The following is a 24,864-nucleotide window of genomic DNA, read 5'->3' on the forward strand; positions in this document are numbered from 1 at the left end:
ACATTTAAAATAATAAGGGATAAATAACTCAGGTAGTTCTATTGAAAAATATGTAGTGTAGTATTCCATCCAATATGAAAAATGCTCAAAGGCTTTTTTTCCATTATTATTAAAATCTCTCAGAAAAGTTTGCTGAATATATTTTGATGCCTCTTTAAAATTATAGCTTTCTGACATAAAAAATCTTATATATTCATTTAAATCTATCAAAAGTTCATCTAGCTGAAATTGTATATCTTTGCTAATTACTTCACTTGGACAGTATTCTTTATGAAGTTTATATATAAAATCTTTGTAATTATCTGTATAGGTATTCTGTAGATTTTCCTTGAAAATTTTTATAGCTTCCTTGCCTGGTCCATTCAAATAAAGTTGCCATATATAGTTGTTAAACATTTTTATTACCTGTTAAAATTATTACTAATTTACTTTTTTTATATTTAATAAGACTGTTATATTAAAAACTAGTCTGTCATCCTATTATCTTGTTGTTTGGAAATATTTTCTAAAATTGATTATAAATCAATTGTTCTTGCTTTCCGTTTTTTTGACACTCATTTGGTACACAATGTTAATATAATCTCTCTCATCTAACTTATCATAGAGAAACATTCTAGATACAAATCTATTATTGGTCTTAATATTATAGATAGAATTCAATGTATAAAAACCTTCTTTGTAGATTAAGTTAAATATTCAATCTGTTTCATAAACCCTTGTGAGATTTCATAGACATCCCTAACACTTCTTTCTTAATTATCAGATATAACCTCTATGTAATAATATATTTTTAAGATAGGGCCTTCATTAAATATGCAAATAGTTCTAATATCTATCTTTATTTTTATGGTAAATTCATCATCTAAAATATAAAGCTATTTTATCAGAAAATTTATAAATATACTTTTTTAAAAAATATTCTTCACTATCTTGAGCACTAAATAATATAAGCAGATTAATATTAGACCAATCCTCAATATAAGAAAATATAAATTTAATTCTAGTTGCATAAACTTCTTGATTTTTAAATACTGAGACATCATTACTACTTAATGAAATTAAAGATGCGTAATTTGAAACATACTTCTCTACATTATATCCATCAGAAATAATACTAGTGTTAGTAAGATAGAATTTTTCAAGGCCACGTACAGATTATCACTTAAGTATCCATATATTTTTTCAATTTCATCACCATAGCTCAGTAAATCTCCAGTTAATCTTCCATTTAAATCTAAAGTTATTTTCCCATTATTTAAATCTAAATTTCTAGTGACATAAATACCACAGTCTCCACATGGCTTGAGGGATCAGTATGGATAAATTTCCAAGTTTTTCAAAAGCCTCGTATGGGTAAATATGTTAATAAATGCTAATACTATTAAGGTCTTAAAGCCGTAATAGGTAATACGTAAACATCATCATCTCTTTTATAAGCAAAAGGGGCTTTGGCACATAATACCACCATAAATGAGGGTTTGGACATGTTTTTTGTGTCAACTTTAGATGCTAAATCTTTTAAAGTTTCAGCACCTTCCTCAATTAACTTATCTCCACCAAGTTTAATTTCAACTAGACCATAATCTCCATTTCTTAGATGAATCACTGCATCACATTCTAAACCGTTCCTATCTCTATAATGATAAACCGTTCCATTTAAGTAATCTGTATAAATTCTTAAGTCACGAACGCACAAGTTTTCAAATAAAAACCCCATTGTATTTAAATCATCTAGTAAATCCTTAGGGCCTACACCCAATGATGCCGTTGCAATAGATGGATCTGAAAAGTATCTGGTATCCGTTGTTCGTATTGATGTTTTTGACCTTAAGTTTGGATTCCATGCTGGAGAATCCTCTATAACAAATATTTTTCTTAAAGCATCCAGGTAAGAATAAAGTGTTACCTGATCAAATGTATCTGACTGATTTACTAACATATCTTGCCTAATCGTTTCTAACGAACTTTGCGTACCTACATGTCTTGCATAGGATTTAAGTAATCTTTTAGCTTTTTCTTTGTCTCTCTTTACCGAATCCACTCTACTAATATCAGTAGACACAACTGCATCAAAATAATCTATAGCTTGGAATAATGCTGGTTTCTCATCTAATCCAATTGCTTTTGGCCATCCACCTCTACAAATTAGAAAAGCAACTTCTTCAAGACCCGTTTCATCAATGGCTGAGATATTTTTACCTTCAAATAAATCTTTTAGAGATATTTCACCGCTGGAATCTTTTGATTCATATAAACTCATAGGTCTCATTAAAAGCCTAGAAATTCTTCCTGTACCTGTATGCATAGAATCATCAAATTCATTGGGTACTGCTGAACCTGTCAAAATAAATTGACCAAATTCATCCCTATTATCAACCTCATAGCGCACAGCATTCCATAAATTAGGTGCAATTTGCCACTCATCAATTAGTCTTGGCGTTTCTCCTTCTAGCAAAGTATTAGGAGAAATCTCTGCCATTTGCTGATACTGTCTAGTCATATCAGGTTGGTCCATAGATATTAAACTTTTAGCCTTTTGTTTCGCTGTTGTTGTCTTTCCACACCATTTAGGACCTTCAATTAAAACCGCTCCCTTTGCGTCTAATCGTTCCTTTAACAATTTATCTGCAATTCTGGGTAAATATTCTTTCATGATTGCCTCCATACTCATTACTTAAGTAAATTTTATCAGTTATTCAAGCATTTGTCCATTTTTTGTTCGTGTATTTATCCGTAATTCATTCAAGTACATATCTAGCTTCTATTCAAGTGTTTTGTCGTTTATTGTTCTATATTTTTATCTTTACGATATAATACTTAATGCACAAGACCTTACCATAGTGATGGGGCTAATTTTATGCAATCAAAAGACCCGACTTGGTCCGCATTATAATAAGAGGCGTGTCGGGTACTATTTTTTACTAATATATATTTATAATTTTTGAATAAAACTAGCTTCCTCGCAATTAAGTTCTTTCTTTAAATCTTTAAAGTAACGTCTCTGCTGCTTACGAATATAAGAGCCTATAAATGGTTTAAAAATGAAGTTTTTAGAAACTATATCTTCAGTAAAATCCAAAGTTATTTTATTTCCAAGGTAATAAAATTTTCCAACCCAGGTTCCAACAATATTTTCATTTTCTATTTTGAAAGCCCAGCACTTGTATTTCAAAAAATCTGTAACTTCAAAATGTGTTTCAATTCCATTTTTACTAATCTCTACAAAATTATTTTCGTCTATAATCTTTACATTCTGCAAATCACTTCTCCATGAAAAATCATGAAGATTGGTTATCTTGTTCCATACTTCTTCAATGGGACACAATAACGTGACTTTAATATTTGCAATCGCCATAATATTTCCTCCTAACTCACTCTATTTTCTTGACATCAATACCACGCTCTCCACATGCATAGTCTGAGAAAACATATCTACCGCTTTTATTTTTTCTAGTTTATATCCCCTATCCATAAATCTTTTTATATCACGGGCTAAGGTTTGAGGGTTGCAGGATATGTAGACTATTTTTTCCATGCCGGCATTTGCTATTGTCTTTACTACTTCTTTATCTAGGCCGGCTCTTGGTGGGTCTACTGTTACTGCATCTATTTTTTCTTTTTTTATAAATTTACTATCTATAAATTTTGCGTTTTTTGCTATAAGTTTATAGTCACGAAGTCCATTTCTTTTTGCATTTTCTTTTGCATCTTTTATAGCATTTTTATTTATTTCTACACCTACTATATTATCATTATTTATTGACATGGAGCTAGTTGCAGATCCGCAGTAGAGGTCTAGAAGTTTTTGATTTTCTCCTAAAAATTCTTTGGCCACACTATATAATTTTTCTATCTGATAGTCATTTACCTGGTAAAAATCATTGGCACTTATTTTAAATTTTTTTTTACCAATTTTATAATCAAGATACCCTTCCCCACTGATAATTATTAAATCTCTACCAAATAATAAGTTGATATTATAAATACTATTTGAATATCTTTCTTTTATGTATGCAATAGCTTTACTATCAAAGTTTCCTTGTAGATTTAATAATATATTTTTTTCGCTTGCCCTTATGGAGATTTCTTCTATAATGCCTATGAATTTTTGATTGATATCTCTGGTTATTTTTTCAATTCCAACTAGATTTTCAGATATTTTTTCATTTGCAATTAGACAATCATTTATTTTTACTAATTTTTTAGAATATATTTCCAGATAATTCAATCCACCTTCTTTGTCTACATGCAAACGAATTTTGTTTCTATAGCTAAATTCTGGACTTTCAATAATTTCAATATCTTCTAAGTTAATGCCTGTGGATTTTTTGATTGCATTTTTTATAAGATTCTGTTTTAAGTCTATTTGTGTTTCATAATTGATATCCATTATAGAACAACCTCCACATTCATAAAAATATGGACATGGAGGTTTTCTTTGATAATCACTTTTTATTTTTGTATTTATTTTTCTAGCTTCTAAGAAATTTTTCTTTTCAGCAAGGATTTCGGCATCTAAAGTTTCGCCATAAATAGCATTTTCTACAAATACTGTTTTGCCTTCTGTGCGGGCTACACCTCTGCCATCTTGTAGGATATCAATTATCTTAATATTTTTTATAATCATTAGATAACTTTTGCTTCCCCTTTATAAATTACGCCACCGATTGGGTCTACTGTTATTGTATCGCCATCTTTTACTAGATTTCTAATATTAAATGCTCCAACTACTGCTGGAAGTCCAAAGTGAACTGCCGCAATTGCTGTATGACTTGTTAGTCCACCTTCTTCTGTGACAATAGCTTTTGATTTTTGAATGTATTCTGTAATATCAGCATCTGTAAATTTAGCCACGATAATGTCGCCTTCTTCAAATTTTTCTTCGAGTTCTTTTTTAGTTGAAGCGAGGCATACTTTACCTGAAACAGATTTTGTTCCTATGCCCGTACCACTTGTAATGATATCACCTATGATATGAACTTTGATTAAATTTGAATTTCCAGAAATACCTAGTGGTATACCTGCTGTTACTACTGTAAGGTCTCCTTCTGATACAAATCCATTATCAATTGCTCCAAATATTGCGCGATCGATAAGTTCATCTGTTTCTCCTGCTTCTTGGATTACTATTGGATATACTCCCCAAACTACTGATAATTGACGAGCTACTCTTTCTGTGGTAGTCGCTGCTATAGAATTTGTTTGTGGTTTGAATTTTGAAATTATTTTTGAAGTATTACCACTTGATGTACAAGAAATGATAGCTTTTGCATCTAGTTGTTTTGCTAATTGACAAGTATTTTTCGCAATAGCATTTGTTGTTGTATTAGATGAAGTAATATCTGTTTCGTAAATATTTTCTCTAAAGTCATCAGATAATTCTGTTGTAATACAAATATCTCTCATAGTACGAACTGCTTCAACTGGATATTTACCACCGGCAGTTTCTCCTGAAAGCATTACACAGTCGGTTCCATCAATAATGGCATTAGCAACGTCTGTAGTTTCTGCTCTGGTTGGTCTTGGATTTCTGATCATAGAATCTAGCATTTGGGTTGCTGTTATAACTGGTTTTGCAGCTAGATTTGTTTTTCTAATCATTTCTTTTTGAACAATTGGGATTAGCTCTGTTCTGATTTCTATACCTAAGTCACCACGAGCAATCATGATACCGTCACTTGCATCTATGATTTCATCAAGGTTATCTACACCCTCTTGGCTTTCGATCTTAGAGAAGATTTTGATATGCTCTCCACCGTGGTCTTCTAGCACACGTCTAATATCATATACGTCTTCTTTTTTACGAACGAATGATGCTGCTATAAAGTCAATATCATTTTCAATACCAAATTTGATATCATCAATATCTTTTGGTGTTAATGACGGTAGATTTGTTTGACGACCTGGCAAGTTTACACCCTTATGGTCAGAAAGCACACCATTATTGATTGCCCTACATATTACATCTGTACCATCTTTTATTTCTATAACTTCAAGTTGTACTAAACCATCATCGATATAAATATATGATCCCTTTTCAACATCATTTGGAAGGCCTTCGTATGATACTGAAACTATATCTTGTGTTCCCTCTACATCACGAGTTGTAAGTGTAAATATATCATCTGGTTTTAGGAATATTTCATCTACAGTAAAGTTACCAGTTCTAATTTCTGGTCCCTTTGTATCAAGCATAATTGCAATTGGTTCATTTAATTTTCTTCTAATTTTTTTGATTGTTTTTATTTTTTCAAGATGTTCTTCATGAGTTCCGTGTGAGAAGTTTAATCTAGCAACGTTCATTCCATTTTTGATTAGTTCTTCTAATATTTCTGGAGATTCAGATGCTGGTCCAATTGTACAAACTATTTTGGTCTTTTTAAGTATATCAGGTACTTGATTCATTTATAACTTCCTTTCTACTTTGATAAGTTATTTGCTAATTCGTATAAATGTTCATCAAATTGAGATTTTGTGTTTACAGCTTCATCAATGCTAACTTCAATAAGTTTTCCATTTACATATCCAATCGCAAGATTAGTTTTTTCTTCTGAAAGCAGTTCTACAGCGTGTGCTCCCATAGTAGATCCTAAAAGTCTATCTACAACTGATGGTGAACCACCCCTTTGAACATGGCCCAGAATTGTTACTTTTGTCTCAATTCCTGTTTTTTCTTCTAACTCTTTTGCAATAGAATATGGATCGCCGACACCTTCTGCAAGGGTAATAAGATGGTGAAGTTTTCCTCTTTTTCTACCATGTTCCATTTTTTCCACTATATCTTCAATAGAAAACTCATGTTCTGGCACAATTATTGACTCTGCACCACCAGCAAGACCTGAGTAAAGACCTAAGTCTCCACAGTGTCTACCCATAACTTCAATCACAACAGCTCGCCCATGTGAGCTAGATGTATCTCTTAGTTTACCGATAGCATCGCTTACTGTCTCCATTGCTGTAAAAAATCCAATTGTAAAATCAGTATAACCCATATCATTATCGATAGTTCCAGGTATACCAATTGTTTTAATACCTAAATCTGAAAGAGCCTTTGCTCCCTTAAATGATCCATCTCCGCCAATAACGATTAGCCCTTCAATACCATAATCAGATAAAATTTGAGCTCCTCTTTTTTGGCCTCTTCGTTTGTAAATTCTGTGGACCTTGCAGTACCAAGGATGGTACCACCCTTGTGGATAATATCAGCAACTGATGATACATTCATTTCATAAATGTCACCTTTCATCAAGCCATCATATCCATTTCTGATGCCCTTTATTCTCATCCCATTATTTAAAGCTGTTCTCACTGCCGCTCTTATGGTTGAGTTCATACCAGGTGCATCGCCACCGCTTGTTAAAATACCTATAGTATTCATATAAACTCCTTAATTTAACTTAACATTTTCTTTTCCTAAAAATTGTTCTAATCTACTAATATTGTGGTCGTTAGCATCAACCCACAACCTTTGATCAAGCTTAAAGGATTTTTTGCGATCTTCAAAATATACCACAACAGGTGTTTTACCACTGTGCTCCTTTAATACTTCTCGTAGATTATTATACTTATTATACCTTGTTTTTAAGTATAATGTTCTTAAATCTAAACTTTCTATGTCAATAAATTCTTGACTTAAAAGTTTTATATCTTCATCATCCACTTGTAATTTACCCTTAACAAGCACAACATTATCATCTTCTATTAAATTTCTATATTTTTTGTAAGTTTCTGGAAATATTACCATTTCTATCGAACCATGCAAGTCTTCAATATTTGCAAAGGCCATTAGACTTCTTTTCTTTGTCATTATTTCTGACTTGCCAGTAATTATACCAGCCATAGTTACAAATTGATTATCAAGTCTTGCTATTTCCGGATCAGTCATCTGATCTTTATAGTTTGTCCTAAATGTAATGGTATTTTTAAGTTTGTCAGTGGCTTCGCTTAGCGGGTGATCAGAAATATAAAATCCTAGTACATCCTTTTCTAAGGATAATTTTACTTTTTTGGGATATTCGCTCACATCAGGAAATGTTATATCCTCAGTTGAATTTTCATTTGTTTCCCCAGTCATGTCTAGCAAATTCATTTGACCTTTTACATTTACTTTTTGACCCTCGTGGACGTTTGTCATGGCTTTTTCATAAACAGCCATAAGTTTTGACCTAGCATATCCCATAGAATCAAAAGCACCAGCCTTTATTAGCGATTCTAATACCTTTTTGTTTAAGGCTCTACTATCAACAGCTTCAACTCTTTCTAAGAAGTCTTTAAAATTTAAAAACTCACCATCTTTTTGCCTTGCAGCTATAATGGCATTTATAAAGTTAATTCCCAAATTTTTAATTCCTGAAAGACCAAAAATAATCTTGCCATCTTTGGCAAAAAATTTCTGGTATGACAAATTAACATTTGGGGCGATTACATCTATTCCCATAGATTTTGCTTCACTAACATATAAGTAAAGTTTTGATGCACTGTCCATAACTGATGAAATAAGATTGGCCATGTATTCTTCAGGGAAATAGTGTTTTAAATATGCAGTTTGTACTGCCACCAAGGAATAAGCGGCAGAGTGAGATTTATTAAAGGCATATTTTGCAAAGGAAATCATCTCATCATAGATTTTATTTGCTGCCTTTTTACTTACTCCATTACGGATGCAGCCTGGTATTATGACTTCTCCATTTTCATCTACTTTCCCATTTACAAAAATATCCCTGTTTGCCTCCATAACATCCATTTTTTTCTTACTCATGGCGCGCCTTAAATTGTCAGCTTCCCCGAGAGAAAAACCTCCTAGCTGTTGAACAATTTGCATTACCTGCTCTTGGTAAACTATAATTCCATAAGTAACTCCCAAAATAGGCTTTAGTTTTTCATCTAAAAATGATACATCCTCTGGATTATTTTTGTTGTGGATGTAGGTTGGGATCTCATCCATTGGCCCTGGTCTAAATAATGAGTTTGCTGCAACCAAGTCATCAAATACGGTTGGCTTTAAATTTTTTAGAAAATTTCTCATCCCTGGTGATTCAAATTGGAAAAGACCTATTGTTTTGGCCTTGTTAAATTGGTCGATAATATTGGGGTCATTTTCATCGATATTTTCAATATCAACATCTATGCCGTGATTTTCTTTGACATCTTTTATAGTATCTTTTATGACAGTAAGATTTCGAAGGCCCAAAAAGTCCATTTTTAAAAGGCCCAGTTCTTCAATTTCTGTCATATTAAACTGAGTAACAACTTGGTCATTGGATAAGGCAAGTGGAACAATATCTGTCAAAATTTCCTTACTCATCACCACACCTGCAGCATGAATTGAAGTGTGTCTAGGTAAGGCTTCTACTTTTCTTGCTGTATCTATTAATCTTTTACTCTCCGCATCACTTTCATAAGCCTCTTTAAATTTATCCGATTCTTCTAAGGCACGGTCCAGTGTCATATTTATAACTGCAGGTACTAATTTTGCAATTTTATCAACTTTTCCATAGGAAATATCTAAAACACGTCCAACATCACGTATGGCATTTCTAGCTTGCATCCTACCAAAGGTCACAATTTGCGATACATGATCTCGACCATATAGTTCGTTTACATATTCTACAACTTCATCACGCCTTACATAATCAAAATCAATATCGATATCAGGCATGGATACCCTTTCAGGATTTAAAAATCTTTCGAAAATCAAATCGTATTTTAAGGGATCAATTTGGGTAATATCTAGGGCATAAGAAACCAAAGATCCAGCAGCGGAACCACGGCCTGGGCCAACTGCTATATCATTTTCTTTTGCAAAACGCACAAAATCCCAAACAATAAGGAAATAATCAATGTAGCCCATATTATTGATTACATTTATTTCCTTAAGGGCACGAGCTCTTATCTCCTCATCCACATTTTCATATTTTCTGTCCAGTCCCTCATCAACTAATTGAGTTAGATAGTCTAAGTTTGTCATATTATCCGGTAATTTTGAAAAATACGGCAAGTGTGGATGATGAAACTCTATTTCAACATTGCACATTTCTGCAATTTTATTTGTATTTTCTAAGGCACGCTCATAATCTTTAAAGATAGCATACATTTCATCAGGAGATTTTAAATAAAACTCATCACATGGCATCTTCATCCTGTCTTCATCTTTTAATAGCGCCCCTGTTTGTATACATAAAAGAACATCTTGATAAAAACTATCTTCCCTGTTTATGTAGTGAACATCATTTGTGACAATAAGTTCTATATCCAAATCATTATGCATTTTTACCAAAATTTCATTGACTCTTCTTTGCTCAGGAAGTCCATGGTTTTGTAACTCTAAGTAATAATTTTCCCTACCAAAAACTTCTGCATATTTTTTTGCTGTTTCATATGCAGCATCTATATCATTTTCTAAAATTCTTTGATTTACTTCTCCACTTAGGCAAGCACTTAAGGCTATGATATCTTCTGAATATTTTTCAATAAAATCTAGGTCAACTCTAGGTTTGTAATAATATCCATTTACATATCCTTCAGAAACTATTTTTAAAAGATTTTGGTAGCCATTATTATTTTTTGCAAGCAAAATAAGATGGTAATAGCGCTTATTTGTAGGATCTTTTATTAAATGGTCTTTTTCAGTTACATAGACCTCGCAACCTATAATTGGTTTTATCCCAGCTGCTGTAGCTTTTTTGTAAAATTCAATTACTCCATACATTTGTCCATGATCAGTAATAGCTAGAGAATCCATGCCAAAGGACTTGGCTTTTTCAATTAATTCATCGATTCTAGAAAAGCCATCCAGCAAAGAATATTCAGTATGCAAGTGTAAGTGAGTAAATTTATTTTCCATCATATGTCTCCAAATAAAAAGATTTGCTTATCACAAATCTTCAGCCAATTTTATAAATTTTTGTAACCTATAGTTTACTTTTGATTTGCTCATAGGTGGATTAACCATAGACCCTAGTTCCTCTATGGATGCGTAGGGATTTTCGAGTCTTAAGTTACCAATTTCAATCATATCATTAGATAGTTTTTGAAATTCATTTTGCTTTATCAAATAATTTATTGCATCAACCTGTTTTAACGATGCATTAACAGTTCTATCAATATTTGCCTTGTCAAAATTTGTTTGTCTATTGATATCATTTCGAATGGATCTCATGGCTCTGACATTTTCTAGTTCAAACAATGACTTGTTGGCTTCAATAATTGCCAAAAAATCAGAAATTTTATCGCTATCTTTTAGATATACCACAAAACTATCTTTTTTTACATTTACTTTTGGATTTAGTGAAAATATTTCCATTGATTTTTTTATTAAATCAGCCCCAGATTCTTCATTTGAGCCTATTTCAAGATTATATCCCCTTTGTGGGTCATTTACTGATCCTTTAAAAACAAAAGCTGTTTTTAAAAAAGCTTTTATTTCGTCAAAGGACACATCTTCTAAATCTATCGAATTGTTTATAAAAAACTTGCTACTTTTATCAATTATATCTTCAGATATTTCACTTTCTTCAATAATAACTGTAAATAATCTCTCATCATTGGCCAAATCTTTTATCTCAAATGTTGAGGAGTAGCTATAAGCAGACTTTATTATATTGTAAATGTATCTAGCTTCAGTGTTTGAATAAGTTTTAAAAACTATCTTGTAGCCGCCATTAGAAATCCTTATCGATCCAATAAAATCTACAACACACATAAGTTCTGCCAATGGATTGATTGGGTCCTTTTTTAAGACTTCTTTTTTACATCTTTTTGAAAAAGACATAGTATCACCTAGTTAATTAATTTATTTTTCACCTTATCAATTGTATCTTGGTCAACTTTTGCATAGAGCAAATATTCTTCAAAGCTTTTATATTTGCGTTCTATATACTCATAAGCTTCTTTCATTGCATATGGGTTGGTAATTCTAAATACAGAATATGGTTCTTCCTCGTCATATCTTTCAATATATCCAAGATATGCTGAAGAGATTTCATAATCTGCTATTATATCAGCACGCCCTACATTTGCAAGACCCATCAGTATCATAGATACGATTCCTGTGCGGTCCTTGCCTTCTTGACAATGAAAAAGTGTTGCTCCCTTAGTATTTGCAAAAACTTCCATTATTTCTTTAATTTTTGTAAAATTATCTATTAAATTTCTATAAGTCGATCCAATAGACACTTCTCTATTTATTATCTGTTCTATTTCTTCTTTTCGAAACTCATCATTTGGTGCAAGGGAAATATTATAGAAATTAAAATTATTAGCAATTTTTTTGTGACTTTCGCTATCAAATGGGATTTCTCTTTCACGCCTTAGATCAATAATTGATTCAACCCCATATTCTTTTAATATATTTATTTCTTCAATGCTAATGTCATCTAGATTTGCAGTTCTTAAAAAGTTTTTCCATTGAGTTACTTTACCATCTACGGTTGGCACCCCTCCTATTTCTCTTGCATTTTTTATATTTTCAAAAGGTAATCTTTTATAATACTGCATTTCACCACTTTTCCTTATCTCTATGTTTTTTTACAACTATGTAATCTTCGTTTTTAAGTCTTTTATACATTCTTTCTGCCATATAAACTGAACGATGTTTGCCACCTGTACAACCAAAGGCTATCGTAACTGTATTTTTGCCTTGATTTTTAAATTCTGGGATTAGATAATTAATCATTTTATAAACATCATCGGCAAAATCATCTATAATTTCAAATTCATCCAAGTATTTTTTAAGCTTTTTATCTGTCCCATTTAATGGTTTTAATTCTTGTATATAGAATGGATTTGGGAGAAATCTCATATCAAATACATAATCAAAATCCTCGCTAATCCCATTTTTATAACCAAATGATAGGACATTTACTATCATGGAATCTTTTTTTTCCAAAGAATCTTCTATAACTTTTTTTAGTTCCTTGGCTGTATAATTACTGGTATCTATAAATCTATCAGATATTTTTCTTATATCTTCTAGAAATATTTTTTCTTTTTCTATTCCATCAGAAACATTCCCAAATTCTCCCAATGGATGTGGGCGACGTAGTTCGTTGTACCTTTTTAAAATTATGCTATCATTGCAATATACATATATTATTTCAGTGTCAGCATTTTTCTCTTTTAAAGATTTAAAGGACTCATACATATTACTATCAAGATTGTGGGACCTAAAATCAATTACAACAGCCATTTTATCAATTGGCTTTTCTTGGGTTTCGTTAAGTTCTATAAACTTCTCTATTAAATATGCTGGTGAGTTGTCCATAGCATAATAACCCATATCTTCATACGCCCTCAAAGTTGTAGTTTTTCCAGAACCACTTAAACCAGTAATTATTTTAAGTTTCATTTATAATTCTCCGATTAATTTAACCTCGCGTTCTAAAGTAAATCCTGTTTTGTTATAGACAATTTTTGCAACTTCATCGATAAATTCTAACATTTCGGCACAAGTTGCATTACCCGCATTAATTATAAATCCACAGTGTTTTTCACTTACCTGGCAATCACCAATTCTATATCCTCTTAGACCACATTCATCAATTAATTTTGATGCATAAGAGCCTTCAGGTCTTTTGAATGTGGATCCAGCGGATTTTTTATCAAGAGGCTGCTTGGTTTCACGTCGATTTGTATAATCTTCATATTTGCTAAGTGCTTCATTTAAGGTATCTGGCATAAGTTCAAATACTGCTGATGATACTATTAAATCTTGTTCAAAAATTTTTGAATGTCTATATGAAAAATTCATTTCTTCATTTGTAAAGTTGTACTCATTACCAGCAAAATCAAAAGCTTTTACACCTATGCAAACATCTTTTATTTCTCTACCATATGCACCAGCATTCATAGCTACTGCACCACCAACTGTTCCTGGTATGCCAGAAATTTCTTCCATGCCTGTAAGATGATTTGCAATAGAAGTTGTAGCAGCTTTGTTTAATGAGGTACCAGCTAGAACTGTAATTCTAGTTCCATCTATTGTTATGTCATCATAATTATCTGATAAAACTAAAACGCATCCTCGGATACCCTTATCTGTAATAAGCAGGTTTGAGCCTAGTCCTATAACTGTGGTTGGGATTTTGTTTTCATTGTTAAATTTTAATAAGCTTTTTAATTCTTCTTCATTACTTGGTTTGATAAGCACATCTGCCGGTCCGCCTATGCCCCAAGTTGTGTAATCTTTTAAGGGTTCGTCAAAAAGTATTTCTCCAAATCTCTTTCCCTCATAAATAGATTTGTAATCCATATATCCTCCTAGATTTAATAAATTAAATCAAAGTTTTCTATTATTTTATTATACTCTAATTTGTTTTCTTTGTTTATGATAAAAAAATTTGTAATTTGGCCGAAGGTTTGGTAAAATAATAAAGATTAATTGTAAAAAGCTAGGAGGTGTTTATATGGCAAAAACATGCGAAATTTGTGGTAAAGGTACAAAAGCAGGTAAAACTGTTACTTTCTCACACAAAATCAACAGCAGAACTTTTAAACCAAATGTGCATAGAGTAAGAGCTATAGTAGATGGATCTCCAAAATCAATCAACGTATGTACTAAATGTTTAAAATCTGGAAGAGTACAAAAAGCATAATCGAGTGCTTTTTTTATTTTGAATTCAAAATAAAACCACTAGGAAATTTCCTAGTGGTCTTTTTTTGCCTAGTTTGAGCCATCTCTGTCCCAGAATCTTTGTTTTGCTAAATTTTCAATAAATTTATCAATATCTTTACTATCCTTTGTTACCATTACACCGTCTGCTTTTTCTTGCTCGCTAGTTAGGATATCGCTAGCTTCACCAATTACCCAAATTGGTTTGTAGTGTTTAAATGTTTCATCAACAAATTCACCAACATTTTTGCTAAATTCATGGCTTGGTTTTTCTGGTACAACTACGATTAGCGCATCTTCTAGAACTGGGTGAATTGTTTCGTATCTATGTTTTACCACAGAGCCATCTTTTGTATCTTGAAGGTCGCCTTGTATGATTTCTGCTTTTGCTTTATTTTCTTTAATCGCATTTACAAGAGCTTTGAAATCAAAGTCATCGTTGTTGTCAGAGTAGATGCCTACTTTTAGAGTATCTGCCTTAAAGATTGTATTTTCTTGTGAAAATTCTGGCATTTTTACTTCTTGGGCTTCTTTGCTTGCTTTTATTCCTGCTGGATCAAATCCTCTTTCCGCATTTGGTTTATCTGCTCCAACATTTTTTGCAATTTCTTCTGCTAATTTTTCATCTACATTTGCAAACATATCAACAACATTTTGTCTTATTTCTGGTCTTCTTACTTTAGATAGTTCGAATGAAAATGCATCTTTAATATGTTTTTGTTCTACTTCGCTTAATGATTTATAGAATGCTGTTGCTTGGCTAAAGTGATCCCTAAAGCTATCATCACGATCTTTTATAACCACTCCATCAATTTTTTCTTGATAGTGTTCATATCCGCCATTTTCTGCTGATTCGTAGTATGGTGATTGGTCATCAATAGCTGATTTGTGGTAAGAAACAGGTCCTTTGTTAATCATATGTTGGTGCCAACCATCTCTTTGGTTATTGTGAACTTCAGAAATCGGTCTATTGATAGGGATTTGTGCAAAGTTTGGTCCACCAAGTCTTAGCAATTGTGTATCTGTGTATGAGAAAAGTCTTCCTTGTAATAGTGGATCATTTGTAAAATCAATACCTGGAATTACATTTCCTGGGTTAAAGGCAACTTGTTCTGTTTCTGCAAAGAAGTTGTCTACATTTCTATTTAATGTAATTTCACCAATTTTAATTTTTTCGATTTGGTCTTCTGGCCAAACTTTTGTTGGGTCAAGAATATCAAATGAGAAGTCAAATTCTTTTTCTTCTGGCAATAATTGTACGCAGAAGTCCCAAACAGGATAGTTTCCTTCATCAATTGAATCGTATAAGTCTTTTCTTTGACTATCTGGATCGTTACCAGAAACTTTTAATGTTTCATCCCATACTCTTGAATGTACACCTAGTTGTGGGTTCCATTGGAATCTTACAAATGTTCCTTTTCCCTCTTCATTTACAAATCTAAATGTATGAACAGCAAATCCATCCATCATTCTAAGACTTAAAGGAATTGCTCTGTCACTCATTGCCCACATTGTCATGTGTGCTGATTCTTGGTTGCGGCTTACAAAATCCCAGAAAGTATCGTGAGCTGATTGTGCTTGTGGTACTTCTGTATCTGGTTCTGGTTTTACTGCGTGTACGAAATCAGGGAATTTGATTGCATCTTGGATAAAGAATACTGGGATATTATTACCTACTATATCGTAGTTTCCTTCTTCAGTGTAGAATTTTAGAGCAAATCCACGTACATCACGAGGTGTATCTGTTGATCCTCTAAAACCTGCTACTGTAGAAATTCTAGTAAATAATGGAGTTTCTTTTCCCTCCTCTGTAAAAATAGATGCTTTTGTATATTCACTCATATCTTTTGTACATTTAAATACACCATGAGCACCTACACCACGAGCGTGAACGATTCTTTCAGGAATTCTTTCATGGTCAAAGTGCATTATCTTTTCTCTTAAATGGAAGTCTTCAATAAGAGTTGGGCCACGTCTGCCAGCTTTTAATGAAAATTCATCTTCAGCCATTTTAAGGCCTTTGTTTGTAGTAAATGCTTGATTTTTATTATCAACTTTATTTTTTTCTAAGTCTTTTTGCTTAGCATTATCTGCAACTTGCTCTACTTTATCTATATCTGGAGGAGTTAGGAGAGCTTTTTTAAAATCATGCTCGTTTTTATTGTCTTGTTTTTTTGCCATTGTTATCTCCTTTAAATTATTTTAACATTACGTCTGTATATACATACCCTCAAATAAAAAAAAGCCACTTTTAAAGTGACTTTTCTTTAAATATTTCATAGTATTTATTTATTTGTTCTTTTATATCTTTGCCAAATACATCAGATCCTGATACAATTTCATCTGCACCCGCATCAATAACTTTTTCTACATTTGTTGTTTTTATTCCACCATCTACTTGAATTTTAACATCCAGATTATTTTCATCAATATAAGCTCTTAGAATTTTGATTTTTTCAACAGAATCTTCCATAAATTTTTGTCCGCCAAAACCAGGCTCAACACTCATTACTAAAACTAAATCAATTTTATCAAGATATGGGATTATTAAATTAATGTCAGTTGCTGGCTTAAATGTAAGTCCTACTTCCATTCCGCTTTCTTTAATTTCTTTTATTGTTTGATCAAGATTTTCGCAAGCTTCGTAATGAATTGTAAGTCTATCTACTCCTGAGTTTTTAAATTCTTCAATGTACTTTATTGGTTCAACAATCATAGCATGAGTATCAAAAAAATAATCATTTTTATATCTGATATCTTTTATAACCTTAAAACCAAAAGATATATTTGGTACAAAAATCCCATCCATTACGTCGATGTGGATCATTTTTAAATCTGTACCCTTTGTTTGGTCCAAATCTCTTTGTAAATTTGAAAAGTCACAAGATAAAATTGATGGGGCTAGTTCTACCATTTGTTTTCTCTCCTATCTTTTAATTCATTAAATATCATTAGATAATTTTCATATCTTGATTTTGCTATTTCTCCATTGGCTAGTTTTTCCTTTACTTCACAATCTGGCTCATTTATGTGGTTGCAGTTTTTAAATCTACAATTCGTATCAGACATTTCTCTAAAAGTATATTTTAAATTATTTTCATCTTCTAGAAAATCAAAGTCAAAGCTATCAAAACCCGGAGTATCAAAAATGTAAGTATTATTTTCTATAGTAAATATTTCTGTATGGCGGGTAGTATTTTTTCCTCTTTTTAATTTTTCTGAAATCTCACCAATTTCTAAATTATTTTCAACAAGATTATTTAAGAAAGTTGATTTTCCAACTCCTGATGCTCCTGAGACTGCAGAAGTTTTTTCCTTTAAGATTTCTTTTATTTCTTCTTCTGGGAAATTATTGTAATTATCCAAAGTAAGGATAGTATAATCAATTTTTTGATAAATATCGGTTAAATTATTAATTTTTTCACTAGTTGCCAAGTCTTTTTTCGATAATACTATAACCACATTGATATTTTCGTATTCACACATGGATAAGTATTTATCTAGATTATATAAATTAAGTGGTGGGTCAGTAATGGTAACAAATACCAGCATTTGATCTACATTTGCAATATTTGGTCTTTTTATGGTGTTTCTTCTTTCCAAAATTTCTGTAATGTAGGCATTATTTTCATCTTGGATATCAATAACTACATTATCTCCCACTAAGGGCTTGATACCTTTTTTGCGGAAATTGCCACGTGCCTTTGCCATGTATATATTATCACCGGTTTCTACATAATATAATTCTTTTTGAGCTTTGATTATCTTGCCATTCATTACTCTACTTTATACACTCCTAAGGTTTCATCATCTACTATTACTTCAAGACTTGCTCCATACCTTGCTTTTACATTTAATATTAATCTACCATCACTATTTAAATCTGCACTTGTCATAGTTTGATTTATAATAGCTTGATTTCTTTGTCCATCTACTATATCAAACACCATTACCCTGAATTGATCTTTTTGTTCTGGTAGGTTTACTCTTAGAACAACATTTCTAAGACCGTTTGTATCAGTATTTTGATCTTGATTTTGATCAGGAGTTTCTTCTTCTGTATCTTCTTCAGCTCCTATGCTAACCACTAAATCTATATTTGAATTATTTGCAACTTGAGTACCCTTTGCAATAGACTGACTAATTACAAAACCTTTTTCTATACTTGAGCTATTTTGATATTTTACATCACGTAAGTTTAAACCGTATTGATTTATAACAGCTTTTGCATCTTGCTCACTTTTACCAATAAGATTAGGTACTTCTACTGTACTTACTCTCTGATCTGGACCGGTACTTACTACAACATCTACTTCGCTACCTGCTTGTAGTTTTGAATATGATCTTGGTGTTTGACTTAAGATTAAGTCTTTTTCTACATTGTCACTAGATTGTGGATTTGTTCTACCTAGCCTTAGTCCAACCTCTTTTAATGTTTCATCTGCTTGAGATAATGTCATATTTCTTAAATCTGGTACCTCTACCTCACGGCCACCACTTATAACAAGATTTACAGTCGTACCTCGATCTACCTTTGTATTTTGCTCTGGGTCTTGACTCATGACTTTACCAATCTCATACTCATCACTTTCTTCAGTTCTAGATATATTTGCTTTAAGACCTCTTCTTTCAAGCTCATTTACTGCTTGCTCTTGATCAAGATTTAATAGCATAGGGACTTCAATAGTTTCCTTACTATTTGCCCTGCCACTTAGAAAATAAACTGCAGACACTAAAACTAAAGCAAGTAATAACAATGGCCAAATTTTTTTGTCAGGCTTTTTGTGTTTGCTTTTTACTTTTTTATCAGAGTTTGAAACATAGACTGCTTCTTTTTTTTCTTCTTCCTCTTTACGTTCCATCTGAGCTTGATCGTTATAAACTTTTTGATATGAACGTTCTTGAGGAACTACGATTGGTATTCTTGCAGTATCTGTTAAATCCTCTTCCTCCTGTATAAAATTTTGATCTTCTAAGGCATCTATTAACTCTTTTGCATTTAAGAATCTATTAGCAGGATCTTTATCCAAAAGTTTCATGATAATGTAATTTAAATGATCAGAAAGATTTGGATTTAGATTTTTTGCGGGTTCTGGTTCATCTTGAATATGCATAACAGCAATTCCTACTGAATTATCAGCATCAAAAGGAACTTTTCCTGTAGCCATTTCATACATTACAGCACCTAAGGAGTATAAATCAGATTTTTCATCCACAATTTTTCCCTTTGCTTGTTCTGGCGAAATGTAATGAACTGTTCCTAATATGGAACTTGTATATGTGATAGTTGCATTTGATGAAACCCTTGCAATCCCAAAATCAGTTACTTTTAACAATCCATAATTATCTATCAAAATATTTTGTGGTTTGATATCTCTATGGATAATCCCTGCCTGGTGAGCTGTTTTTAAAGCTTGAGCAATTTGTACTGAATAATCTATTATATCAGGATTTGAAAGTCTTCCTTCTTTTACAATCAAGTCTTTTAAGGTCTGCCCATTTACATATTCCATTACTATATAATAGATGCGCTCTCCCTTATAAAGGTCTTCACCTATATCAAATACATTTACAATATTTATATGAGAAAGTTTGGCAGCTGATTGTGCCTCATTATTAAATTTTTTAAGAAATTCGATATCTTCAGCGTATTGGTCTTTGAGTATTTTGATAGCTACAAATCTATCTAGGAGTTTATCTTTGGCCTTATAAACCTTTGCCATACCTCCTACGCCGATCTGTTCGATAATCTCGTACCTATCGTCCAAAATTATTTTTTCCATAATACCCTCTTAAATCTTCACGGTTGTTACTGTTATATTGTCTCTACCACCTGATTGATTGGCAGCTTCAACAAGCTTATTTGAAATGTCGTAAACATCTGAATTTTCACTAATAATTTTTTTTATATCATCAGTGCTTACTTCATTTGTTAAGCCATCTGTTACTATTAAAATCACATCACTATCTTCCATATCGATAGTTTTGCTATCAATATTTACATCAGCAGCTATACCGACAGCTCTGGTTATTGCACTTTTATTGATAAAGTTTTCAGCTTCATCTTCTTTTAAAGCTCCACTTTCAATAAGTTCATTTACCAATGAATGATCTTTTGTAAGCTGGGTAATTTCACCTTTGCGATATAAATATAATCTAGAATCCCCGATATGACTTATGTGATATAGGTTTTCATTATAATCTAAGCACAGACAAACTACAGTAGTTCCTATTTTCTCTTGTTTTTCGCATGCAATGTCAAATACTTTTTCATTTGCATATCTTATTGCACTTTCTTGAAAATCTGTGATTGAATCAAAGTCCTTTAGGTTTTTACTTTCTATAAATTCTGTAAAGCTTTTGCTAGCCATAGAACTAGCCAACTCTCCATCACTGTGGCCACCCATGCCATCTGCTACTATAAAAAAATCATAATTATCAATTGAAACATTGCTATAAAAATCTTCATTGGTTTCTCTAAGTTTACCAATGTTAGATATAGAAGAAAATTTCATTACTACCTCGCATAATTATTTCTTAGCTGACCACAGCTAGCATCTATGTCTTGACCCATGGAATATCTGATTGTAGCATTTAATCCTTTGCTTATAAGTTTATCCTTAAAATCATGTATAACTTTTTTGCTAGTTTTTCCATGCTTAAATTCTTCAATTGGATTTAATGGTATTAAATTGATGTGTATGTTTTTTCCACGCATAAGTTTTGTTAGATTCTCAATATCAGTGTCCCTATTATTTACACCATCTATTACAACATATTCAAATGACACACGTCTTTTAGTTTTATCAAGATAATAATCAGTTGCCTTTAAAAGTCCATTTATATTGTATTTTCTTGCAACAGGCATATATTCTTTTCTTTGTTCATCTGTAGCATAATGTAAGCTTACGGCAAGATTTACATCAAGACCTGTATCAGCGAGCTCATAGATCTTAGGTGTTAGTCCAGATGTTGAAAGTGTGATTGATCTATGGGAAAGATTTCTACCCTTTTCGTCTGTGATAATTTCTATGAATTTTGTTATATTTTTAAAATTATCTAAGGGCTCACCTATTCCCATGATTACAATATTATTTATATCGCCATTTAGCCTTTCAAGTTCATAAACTTCATCAATTATTTCTGATGAGCTAAGATGTCTTACAAGACCATTTTTAGTTGACGCACAAAAAGTACAGCCCATTCTGCATCCTACTTGAGATGATATGCAAATAGTCTTGCGATCATCATATTCCATAAAAACTGCTTCTATAATATTGCCATCATTTAGTTCAAAAAGATATTTTTTTGTAGAATCTATTTTTAATTCGTAAGTTTCTAATAATTTTACCTTTTGAATCTCAAAATCATTAGATAGTTTCTCTCTCATATCTAAAGGCAGGTCTGTCATTTGGTCAAAATCATTAATTTTATTAACATGTATTTGACGATAGACTTGCTTTGCCCTAAATTTTTGAAAACCAAGTTTTGTAAAAATATCTTCTATTTCTTTAATTGTCTTATCATTTATAGTTTGTTTCATATTAAATCTTCTTAAATTTACTTATAAAAAATCCATCAGTTTTGTCGATGTAATTTACATATTCTATGTAATCTTTGCCATCAATTGACATGATTTCCAAATTATCGTCAGATGATAAATATAAAAAATTTTCCTTATTTTCAATATCACCTATGGTACAAGTTGAGTAAACCAGAACTCCGTCTTTTTTCAAATATTTTATAGCATTTTTTAAAATTTCTTTTTGTAATTCTGCCAATATTTTTATATCATCCATGCTTCTATTATAGCGTATTTCTGGCTTTCTTCCCATAACACCCAGTCCTGAGCAAGGTGCATCAATAAGGACATAATCAAATTGATCCTCATATTCTTTTTTTAAAATACTAGCATCAAAGCTAGTTAATTTTATATTTTCTAGGCCCAATCTATCAATATTTTCTTTTATCAAAGGTAATTTATCTTCTGATATATCATTTGCAATTATTTCTCCATTATTTTTAACATACTCTCCTATATAGGAAGTTTTTGTGCCTGGAGCAGCACACAAATCTAAGATTTTAGAATTTTCTTTAGGATCTAGGATTTCTATAGTTTTCATAGATCCTTCTTGTTGGATGGTAAAAAATCCATTTTTAAACTCATCAGTATTTACTAGTCCAGATGGATTTAAAATTTTAAGAGCATTTACTGATAGATTTCCATTTTCTACCTTATAACCTTTATCTTCTAGAGATTTTTTTAGGGTATCCTTATCAGTTTTTAAATTATTTACCCTGATAGATATTGTTTGCTCGCTATTAATATACCTTAAGAAATTTTTGGTATATTCCATACCATAATTATTAAATATATAGCGGGTTAATTCCTCCGGTAGTGAATACCTAATGGAAAGGGATTTTATATCATCGCTTTCTTTAATCTTTGCAATTTTTTCTTCATCTCTTATAAAATTTCTTAAAATTGCATTTACAAAACCAGCTGATCTTTTGTTTTTTTGCTTTGTTAAGTCTACTAGCTGATTTACAATTGCATAATCTTTTGTATTTAAAAAATGGATATTGTATATACCAATTTCTAAAATAATTAACACTGAAGGGTGGATTTTTTTAAGTCTTATTGTAGAAAGTTTTCTGATCATGTAGTCAAGATAAATTTTATTTTCTAAGACTCCATAGACATTTTTGGTCACAAATCCTAAATTATTTGCAGTATCTGCAATCTTATTTATTTCATCATTTGATTTTGCTTCTTTATTTATAACCCTATCAAGAATTTCAAAGCTTAATTCTAAATCAGTCATCAAGGATAATTCCTTTTTTAAATTCATTCCCCATCAGAAAAGCCTTTGTTTCCATAGCTTTTTTACCAGGAAATTGCAATTTATTTATTTTTATTGCCCCATTTCCAGTACCTATGATGATATTATTTTTGCTATCAGCCTCATAAATATATCCTGGTTTAGAATCATAATTTTCTAAAATCTCAGCTTCTAGTACTTTTACATTTTCTCCCTCATAAACAAAATAAGCTTTTGGAAAATCAATTAGAGCCCTAATTTGATTATAAATCTCAAAACTAGATTTCTCCCAATCTATTTTTCCCATTTCTTTGCTAATTTTAGAGGTAAATGTTGCTTTATCATCGTCTTGCTTTGTACGATTTTGGTAAACTATATCAAAGTTTAAAAGTGTATCACGTATAGCTTGTGAACCTAAGTCAGACATTTTTTCTTCTAGACTGTAGTAATCATCTTTTAAATCAACATCAACAATATTTTGCATTAAAATATCACCACTATCCATACCTTTTTCTATAAGCATGGTAGTAGGTGCGGTTTTTGTATCCCCATTCAATAATGTAAATTGCATTGGGGCTGCTCCCCTATATTTTGGAAGTATGGATGGATGTAGATTTATAATTCGGTCTTTAAACTCTTTTAATAGTAAATCACCGATTAGCTGACCAAAGGCAACAACAACTATGAAATCAATTTCAAGACCTTTTAGTTGATTTACAAATTCTTCTGTATTTACAGAATCTGGAGTATCTACTGGTATATCATTGTCTAAAGCATATTGCTTTATAGGTGTTGGTGTTACTTTATTTCTAGATCTTTTCTTATCTTTTGATGAAACCACTAGTTTTACATCAATATTTTCTTCCTTATAAAGAACATCCAAAGTCTGCACCGCAAACTTTGGATTGCCCATAAAACAAATATTAAGCATTTTCGACATCATAATTTATCTCATCTATATATTTATCTCTGAAAAGTACTCCGTTTAGGTGGTCGATTTCGTGAGATAAAATTACTGCTGGGAAACCATGAGCATCCCAGATTTGTTCTTTACCATTTTCATCTAAATATTTAACTTTAACGTGCTCTGGTCTTTTTACAGTTGCGTTAAAATTTGGTATAGAAAGACAACCTTCTACACCTACTTGTTCTCCATCAGCTTCTATAATTTCTGGATTGATTAGTTTTACAAGTCCAGTTTCTTCATCGCGTGGATCTACTACTATAATACGTTTTAAAATACCAACTTGAGGGGCTGCAAGACCAACTCCATCAGCATGGTACATTGTTTGGCCCATATCTTCTAATAAAATTTTAATTCTGTCTGTTATCTCTGGGACTTCCCTACATACCTTTCTAAGTATAGGATCGCCTTCAATTCTTATATTTCTAATAGCCATAAGTCCTCCTATTTACTCATATTTTACTTTTTGC

At 31.6% G+C, this 24,864-nt stretch carries 20 protein-coding genes and 1 pseudogene (1 of these 21 cut by a window edge); 1 reads left to right on the forward strand and 20 read right to left on the reverse strand.

Going from position 1 to position 24,864, the window contains the following annotated elements; all coding sequences use genetic code 11:
- From ACKRLN_RS04890 to murB, 11 genes and pseudogenes are all read right to left on the reverse strand, one after another.
- Positions 1-396, reverse strand: partial view of a hypothetical protein gene (locus tag ACKRLN_RS04890; protein WP_416334443.1) — the 5' end (the start) only. 1,077 nt of this gene lie to the left of the window's left edge; 396 of the gene's 1,473 nt are visible here — the first part of the coding sequence; the start codon lies at positions 394-396; its stop codon lies beyond the left edge, outside the window.
- A 985-nt stretch (positions 397-1,381) separates the two neighbouring features.
- Positions 1,382-2,653, reverse strand: a complete 1,272-nt coding sequence (locus tag ACKRLN_RS04895) for an ATP-binding protein (protein ID WP_416334444.1) — start codon at positions 2,651-2,653, stop codon at positions 1,382-1,384.
- A gap of 279 nt (positions 2,654-2,932) precedes the next feature.
- On the reverse strand, positions 2,933-3,355 hold the full coding sequence (locus tag ACKRLN_RS04900) for a polyketide cyclase (protein ID WP_416334445.1): 423 nt from the start codon (positions 3,353-3,355) through the stop codon (positions 2,933-2,935).
- Positions 3,356-3,376: 21 nt separating this feature from the next.
- Positions 3,377-4,627 (reverse strand): 23S rRNA (uracil(1939)-C(5))-methyltransferase RlmD, encoded by a 1,251-nt coding sequence (rlmD, locus tag ACKRLN_RS04905; protein WP_416334446.1) that lies wholly within the window; start codon positions 4,625-4,627, stop codon positions 3,377-3,379.
- Positions 4,627-6,405 (reverse strand): pyruvate kinase, encoded by a 1,779-nt coding sequence (pyk, locus tag ACKRLN_RS04910; RefSeq protein WP_416334447.1) that lies wholly within the window; start codon positions 6,403-6,405, stop codon positions 4,627-4,629. The genes rlmD and pyk overlap by 1 nt, the downstream gene beginning before the upstream one ends.
- 14 nt (positions 6,406-6,419) lie before the next feature.
- Positions 6,420-7,378 (reverse strand): annotated as a pseudogene (gene pfkA, locus ACKRLN_RS04915) (6-phosphofructokinase).
- Positions 7,379-7,387: 9 nt separating this feature from the next.
- Positions 7,388-10,843, reverse strand: a complete 3,456-nt coding sequence (locus tag ACKRLN_RS04920; protein ID WP_416334448.1) for a DNA polymerase III subunit alpha — start codon at positions 10,841-10,843, stop codon at positions 7,388-7,390.
- 30 nt (positions 10,844-10,873) lie between these two features.
- Positions 10,874-11,770, reverse strand: coding sequence for a DNA-binding protein WhiA (whiA, locus tag ACKRLN_RS04925; protein ID WP_296141888.1), 897 nt, complete (start codon positions 11,768-11,770; stop codon positions 10,874-10,876).
- An 8-nt stretch (positions 11,771-11,778) separates the two neighbouring features.
- Complete coding sequence (locus ACKRLN_RS04930) at positions 11,779-12,495, reverse strand: tyrosine-protein phosphatase (protein ID WP_416334449.1); 717 nt, start codon at positions 12,493-12,495, stop codon at positions 11,779-11,781.
- Between the two features lies 1 nt (position 12,496).
- Positions 12,497-13,345, reverse strand: coding sequence for an RNase adapter RapZ (rapZ, locus tag ACKRLN_RS04935; RefSeq protein WP_203126921.1), 849 nt, complete (start codon positions 13,343-13,345; stop codon positions 12,497-12,499).
- Positions 13,346-14,248 (reverse strand): UDP-N-acetylmuramate dehydrogenase, encoded by a 903-nt coding sequence (murB, locus tag ACKRLN_RS04940; RefSeq protein WP_416334450.1) that lies wholly within the window; start codon positions 14,246-14,248, stop codon positions 13,346-13,348.
- Positions 14,249-14,402: 154 nt separating this feature from the next.
- Between murB and rpmB the strand changes: the two genes are divergently transcribed.
- The gene (rpmB, locus tag ACKRLN_RS04945; protein ID WP_416334451.1) at positions 14,403-14,591 is read left to right on the forward strand and encodes a 50S ribosomal protein L28; all 189 of its coding nucleotides are present in this window, start codon (positions 14,403-14,405) and stop codon (positions 14,589-14,591) included.
- A 68-nt stretch (positions 14,592-14,659) separates the two neighbouring features.
- Here rpmB and ACKRLN_RS04950 read toward each other — a convergent pair whose 3' ends face one another.
- The 9 genes from ACKRLN_RS04950 to def form a co-directional block, all read right to left on the reverse strand.
- Complete coding sequence (locus ACKRLN_RS04950) at positions 14,660-16,789, reverse strand: catalase (RefSeq protein ID WP_416334452.1); 2,130 nt, start codon at positions 16,787-16,789, stop codon at positions 14,660-14,662.
- A 70-nt stretch (positions 16,790-16,859) separates the two neighbouring features.
- Positions 16,860-17,522, reverse strand: coding sequence for a ribulose-phosphate 3-epimerase (gene rpe / locus ACKRLN_RS04955; protein WP_416334453.1), 663 nt, complete (start codon positions 17,520-17,522; stop codon positions 16,860-16,862).
- A complete protein-coding gene (gene rsgA, locus ACKRLN_RS04960; RefSeq protein WP_416334454.1) occupies positions 17,516-18,385 on the reverse strand; it encodes a ribosome small subunit-dependent GTPase A in 870 nt (289 codons plus the stop codon). The genes rpe and rsgA overlap by 7 nt, the downstream gene beginning before the upstream one ends.
- The gene (pknB, locus tag ACKRLN_RS04965; RefSeq protein ID WP_416334455.1) at positions 18,385-20,391 is read right to left on the reverse strand and encodes a Stk1 family PASTA domain-containing Ser/Thr kinase; all 2,007 of its coding nucleotides are present in this window, start codon (positions 20,389-20,391) and stop codon (positions 18,385-18,387) included. Before pknB ends, rsgA begins: the two co-directional genes overlap by 1 nt.
- A 9-nt stretch (positions 20,392-20,400) precedes the next feature.
- The gene (locus ACKRLN_RS04970) at positions 20,401-21,123 is read right to left on the reverse strand and encodes a Stp1/IreP family PP2C-type Ser/Thr phosphatase (RefSeq protein ID WP_416334456.1); all 723 of its coding nucleotides are present in this window, start codon (positions 21,121-21,123) and stop codon (positions 20,401-20,403) included.
- A 2-nt stretch (positions 21,124-21,125) separates the two neighbouring features.
- On the reverse strand, positions 21,126-22,151 hold the full coding sequence (rlmN, locus tag ACKRLN_RS04975) for a 23S rRNA (adenine(2503)-C(2))-methyltransferase RlmN (RefSeq protein ID WP_416334457.1): 1,026 nt from the start codon (positions 22,149-22,151) through the stop codon (positions 21,126-21,128).
- Position 22,152: 1 nt separating this feature from the next.
- Positions 22,153-23,460 (reverse strand): 16S rRNA (cytosine(967)-C(5))-methyltransferase RsmB, encoded by a 1,308-nt coding sequence (gene rsmB / locus ACKRLN_RS04980; protein WP_416334458.1) that lies wholly within the window; start codon positions 23,458-23,460, stop codon positions 22,153-22,155.
- Positions 23,426-24,370 carry a methionyl-tRNA formyltransferase gene (gene fmt / locus ACKRLN_RS04985; protein ID WP_416335380.1) on the reverse strand — a complete coding sequence of 315 codons (945 nt, stop codon included), beginning with the start codon at positions 24,368-24,370 and terminating at the stop codon, positions 23,426-23,428. Before fmt ends, rsmB begins: the two co-directional genes overlap by 35 nt.
- Positions 24,354-24,830 (reverse strand): peptide deformylase, encoded by a 477-nt coding sequence (gene def / locus ACKRLN_RS04990; RefSeq protein WP_203126911.1) that lies wholly within the window; start codon positions 24,828-24,830, stop codon positions 24,354-24,356. Before def ends, fmt begins: the two co-directional genes overlap by 17 nt.
- Between the last annotated feature and the right edge of the window lie 34 nt (positions 24,831-24,864).

Source organism: Anaerococcus sp. AH8042_DFU013_CI05 (genome assembly GCF_047936775.1).
Taxonomy (GTDB): domain Bacteria; phylum Bacillota; class Clostridia; order Tissierellales; family Peptoniphilaceae; genus Anaerococcus.

Coding starts and splice junctions, on each gene's coding strand:
- ACKRLN_RS04950 (WP_416334452.1), bottom strand. CDS start 16,789: ATGGCAAAAAAACAAGACAATAAAAACGAGCATGATTTTAAAAAAGCT.
- whiA (WP_296141888.1), bottom strand. CDS start 11,770: ATGTCTTTTTCAAAAAGATGTAAAAAAGAAGTCTTAAAAAAGGACCCA.
- pyk (WP_416334447.1), bottom strand. CDS start 6,405: ATGAATCAAGTACCTGATATACTTAAAAAGACCAAAATAGTTTGTACA.
- pknB (WP_416334455.1), bottom strand. CDS start 20,391: ATGGAAAAAATAATTTTGGACGATAGGTACGAGATTATCGAACAGATC.
- murB (WP_416334450.1), bottom strand. CDS start 14,248: ATGGATTACAAATCTATTTATGAGGGAAAGAGATTTGGAGAAATACTT.
- def (WP_203126911.1), bottom strand. CDS start 24,830: ATGGCTATTAGAAATATAAGAATTGAAGGCGATCCTATACTTAGAAAG.
- rsmB (WP_416334458.1), bottom strand. CDS start 23,460: ATGAATTTAAAAAAGGAATTATCCTTGATGACTGATTTAGAATTAAGC.
- fmt (WP_416335380.1), bottom strand. CDS start 24,370: ATGTCGAAAATGCTTAATATTTGTTTTATGGGCAATCCAAAGTTTGCG.
- ACKRLN_RS04970 (WP_416334456.1), bottom strand. CDS start 21,123: ATGAAATTTTCTTCTATATCTAACATTGGTAAACTTAGAGAAACCAAT.
- rpmB (WP_416334451.1), top strand. CDS start 14,403: ATGGCAAAAACATGCGAAATTTGTGGTAAAGGTACAAAAGCAGGTAAA.
- rlmN (WP_416334457.1), bottom strand. CDS start 22,151: ATGAAACAAACTATAAATGATAAGACAATTAAAGAAATAGAAGATATT.
- rlmD (WP_416334446.1), bottom strand. CDS start 4,627: ATGATTATAAAAAATATTAAGATAATTGATATCCTACAAGATGGCAGA.
- ACKRLN_RS04900 (WP_416334445.1), bottom strand. CDS start 3,355: ATGGCGATTGCAAATATTAAAGTCACGTTATTGTGTCCCATTGAAGAA.
- rpe (WP_416334453.1), bottom strand. CDS start 17,522: ATGGTAGAACTAGCCCCATCAATTTTATCTTGTGACTTTTCAAATTTA.
- ACKRLN_RS04920 (WP_416334448.1), bottom strand. CDS start 10,843: ATGGAAAATAAATTTACTCACTTACACTTGCATACTGAATATTCTTTG.
- rsgA (WP_416334454.1), bottom strand. CDS start 18,385: ATGAATGGCAAGATAATCAAAGCTCAAAAAGAATTATATTATGTAGAA.
- ACKRLN_RS04895 (WP_416334444.1), bottom strand. CDS start 2,653: ATGAAAGAATATTTACCCAGAATTGCAGATAAATTGTTAAAGGAACGA.
- rapZ (WP_203126921.1), bottom strand. CDS start 13,345: ATGAAACTTAAAATAATTACTGGTTTAAGTGGTTCTGGAAAAACTACA.
- ACKRLN_RS04930 (WP_416334449.1), bottom strand. CDS start 12,495: ATGCAGTATTATAAAAGATTACCTTTTGAAAATATAAAAAATGCAAGA.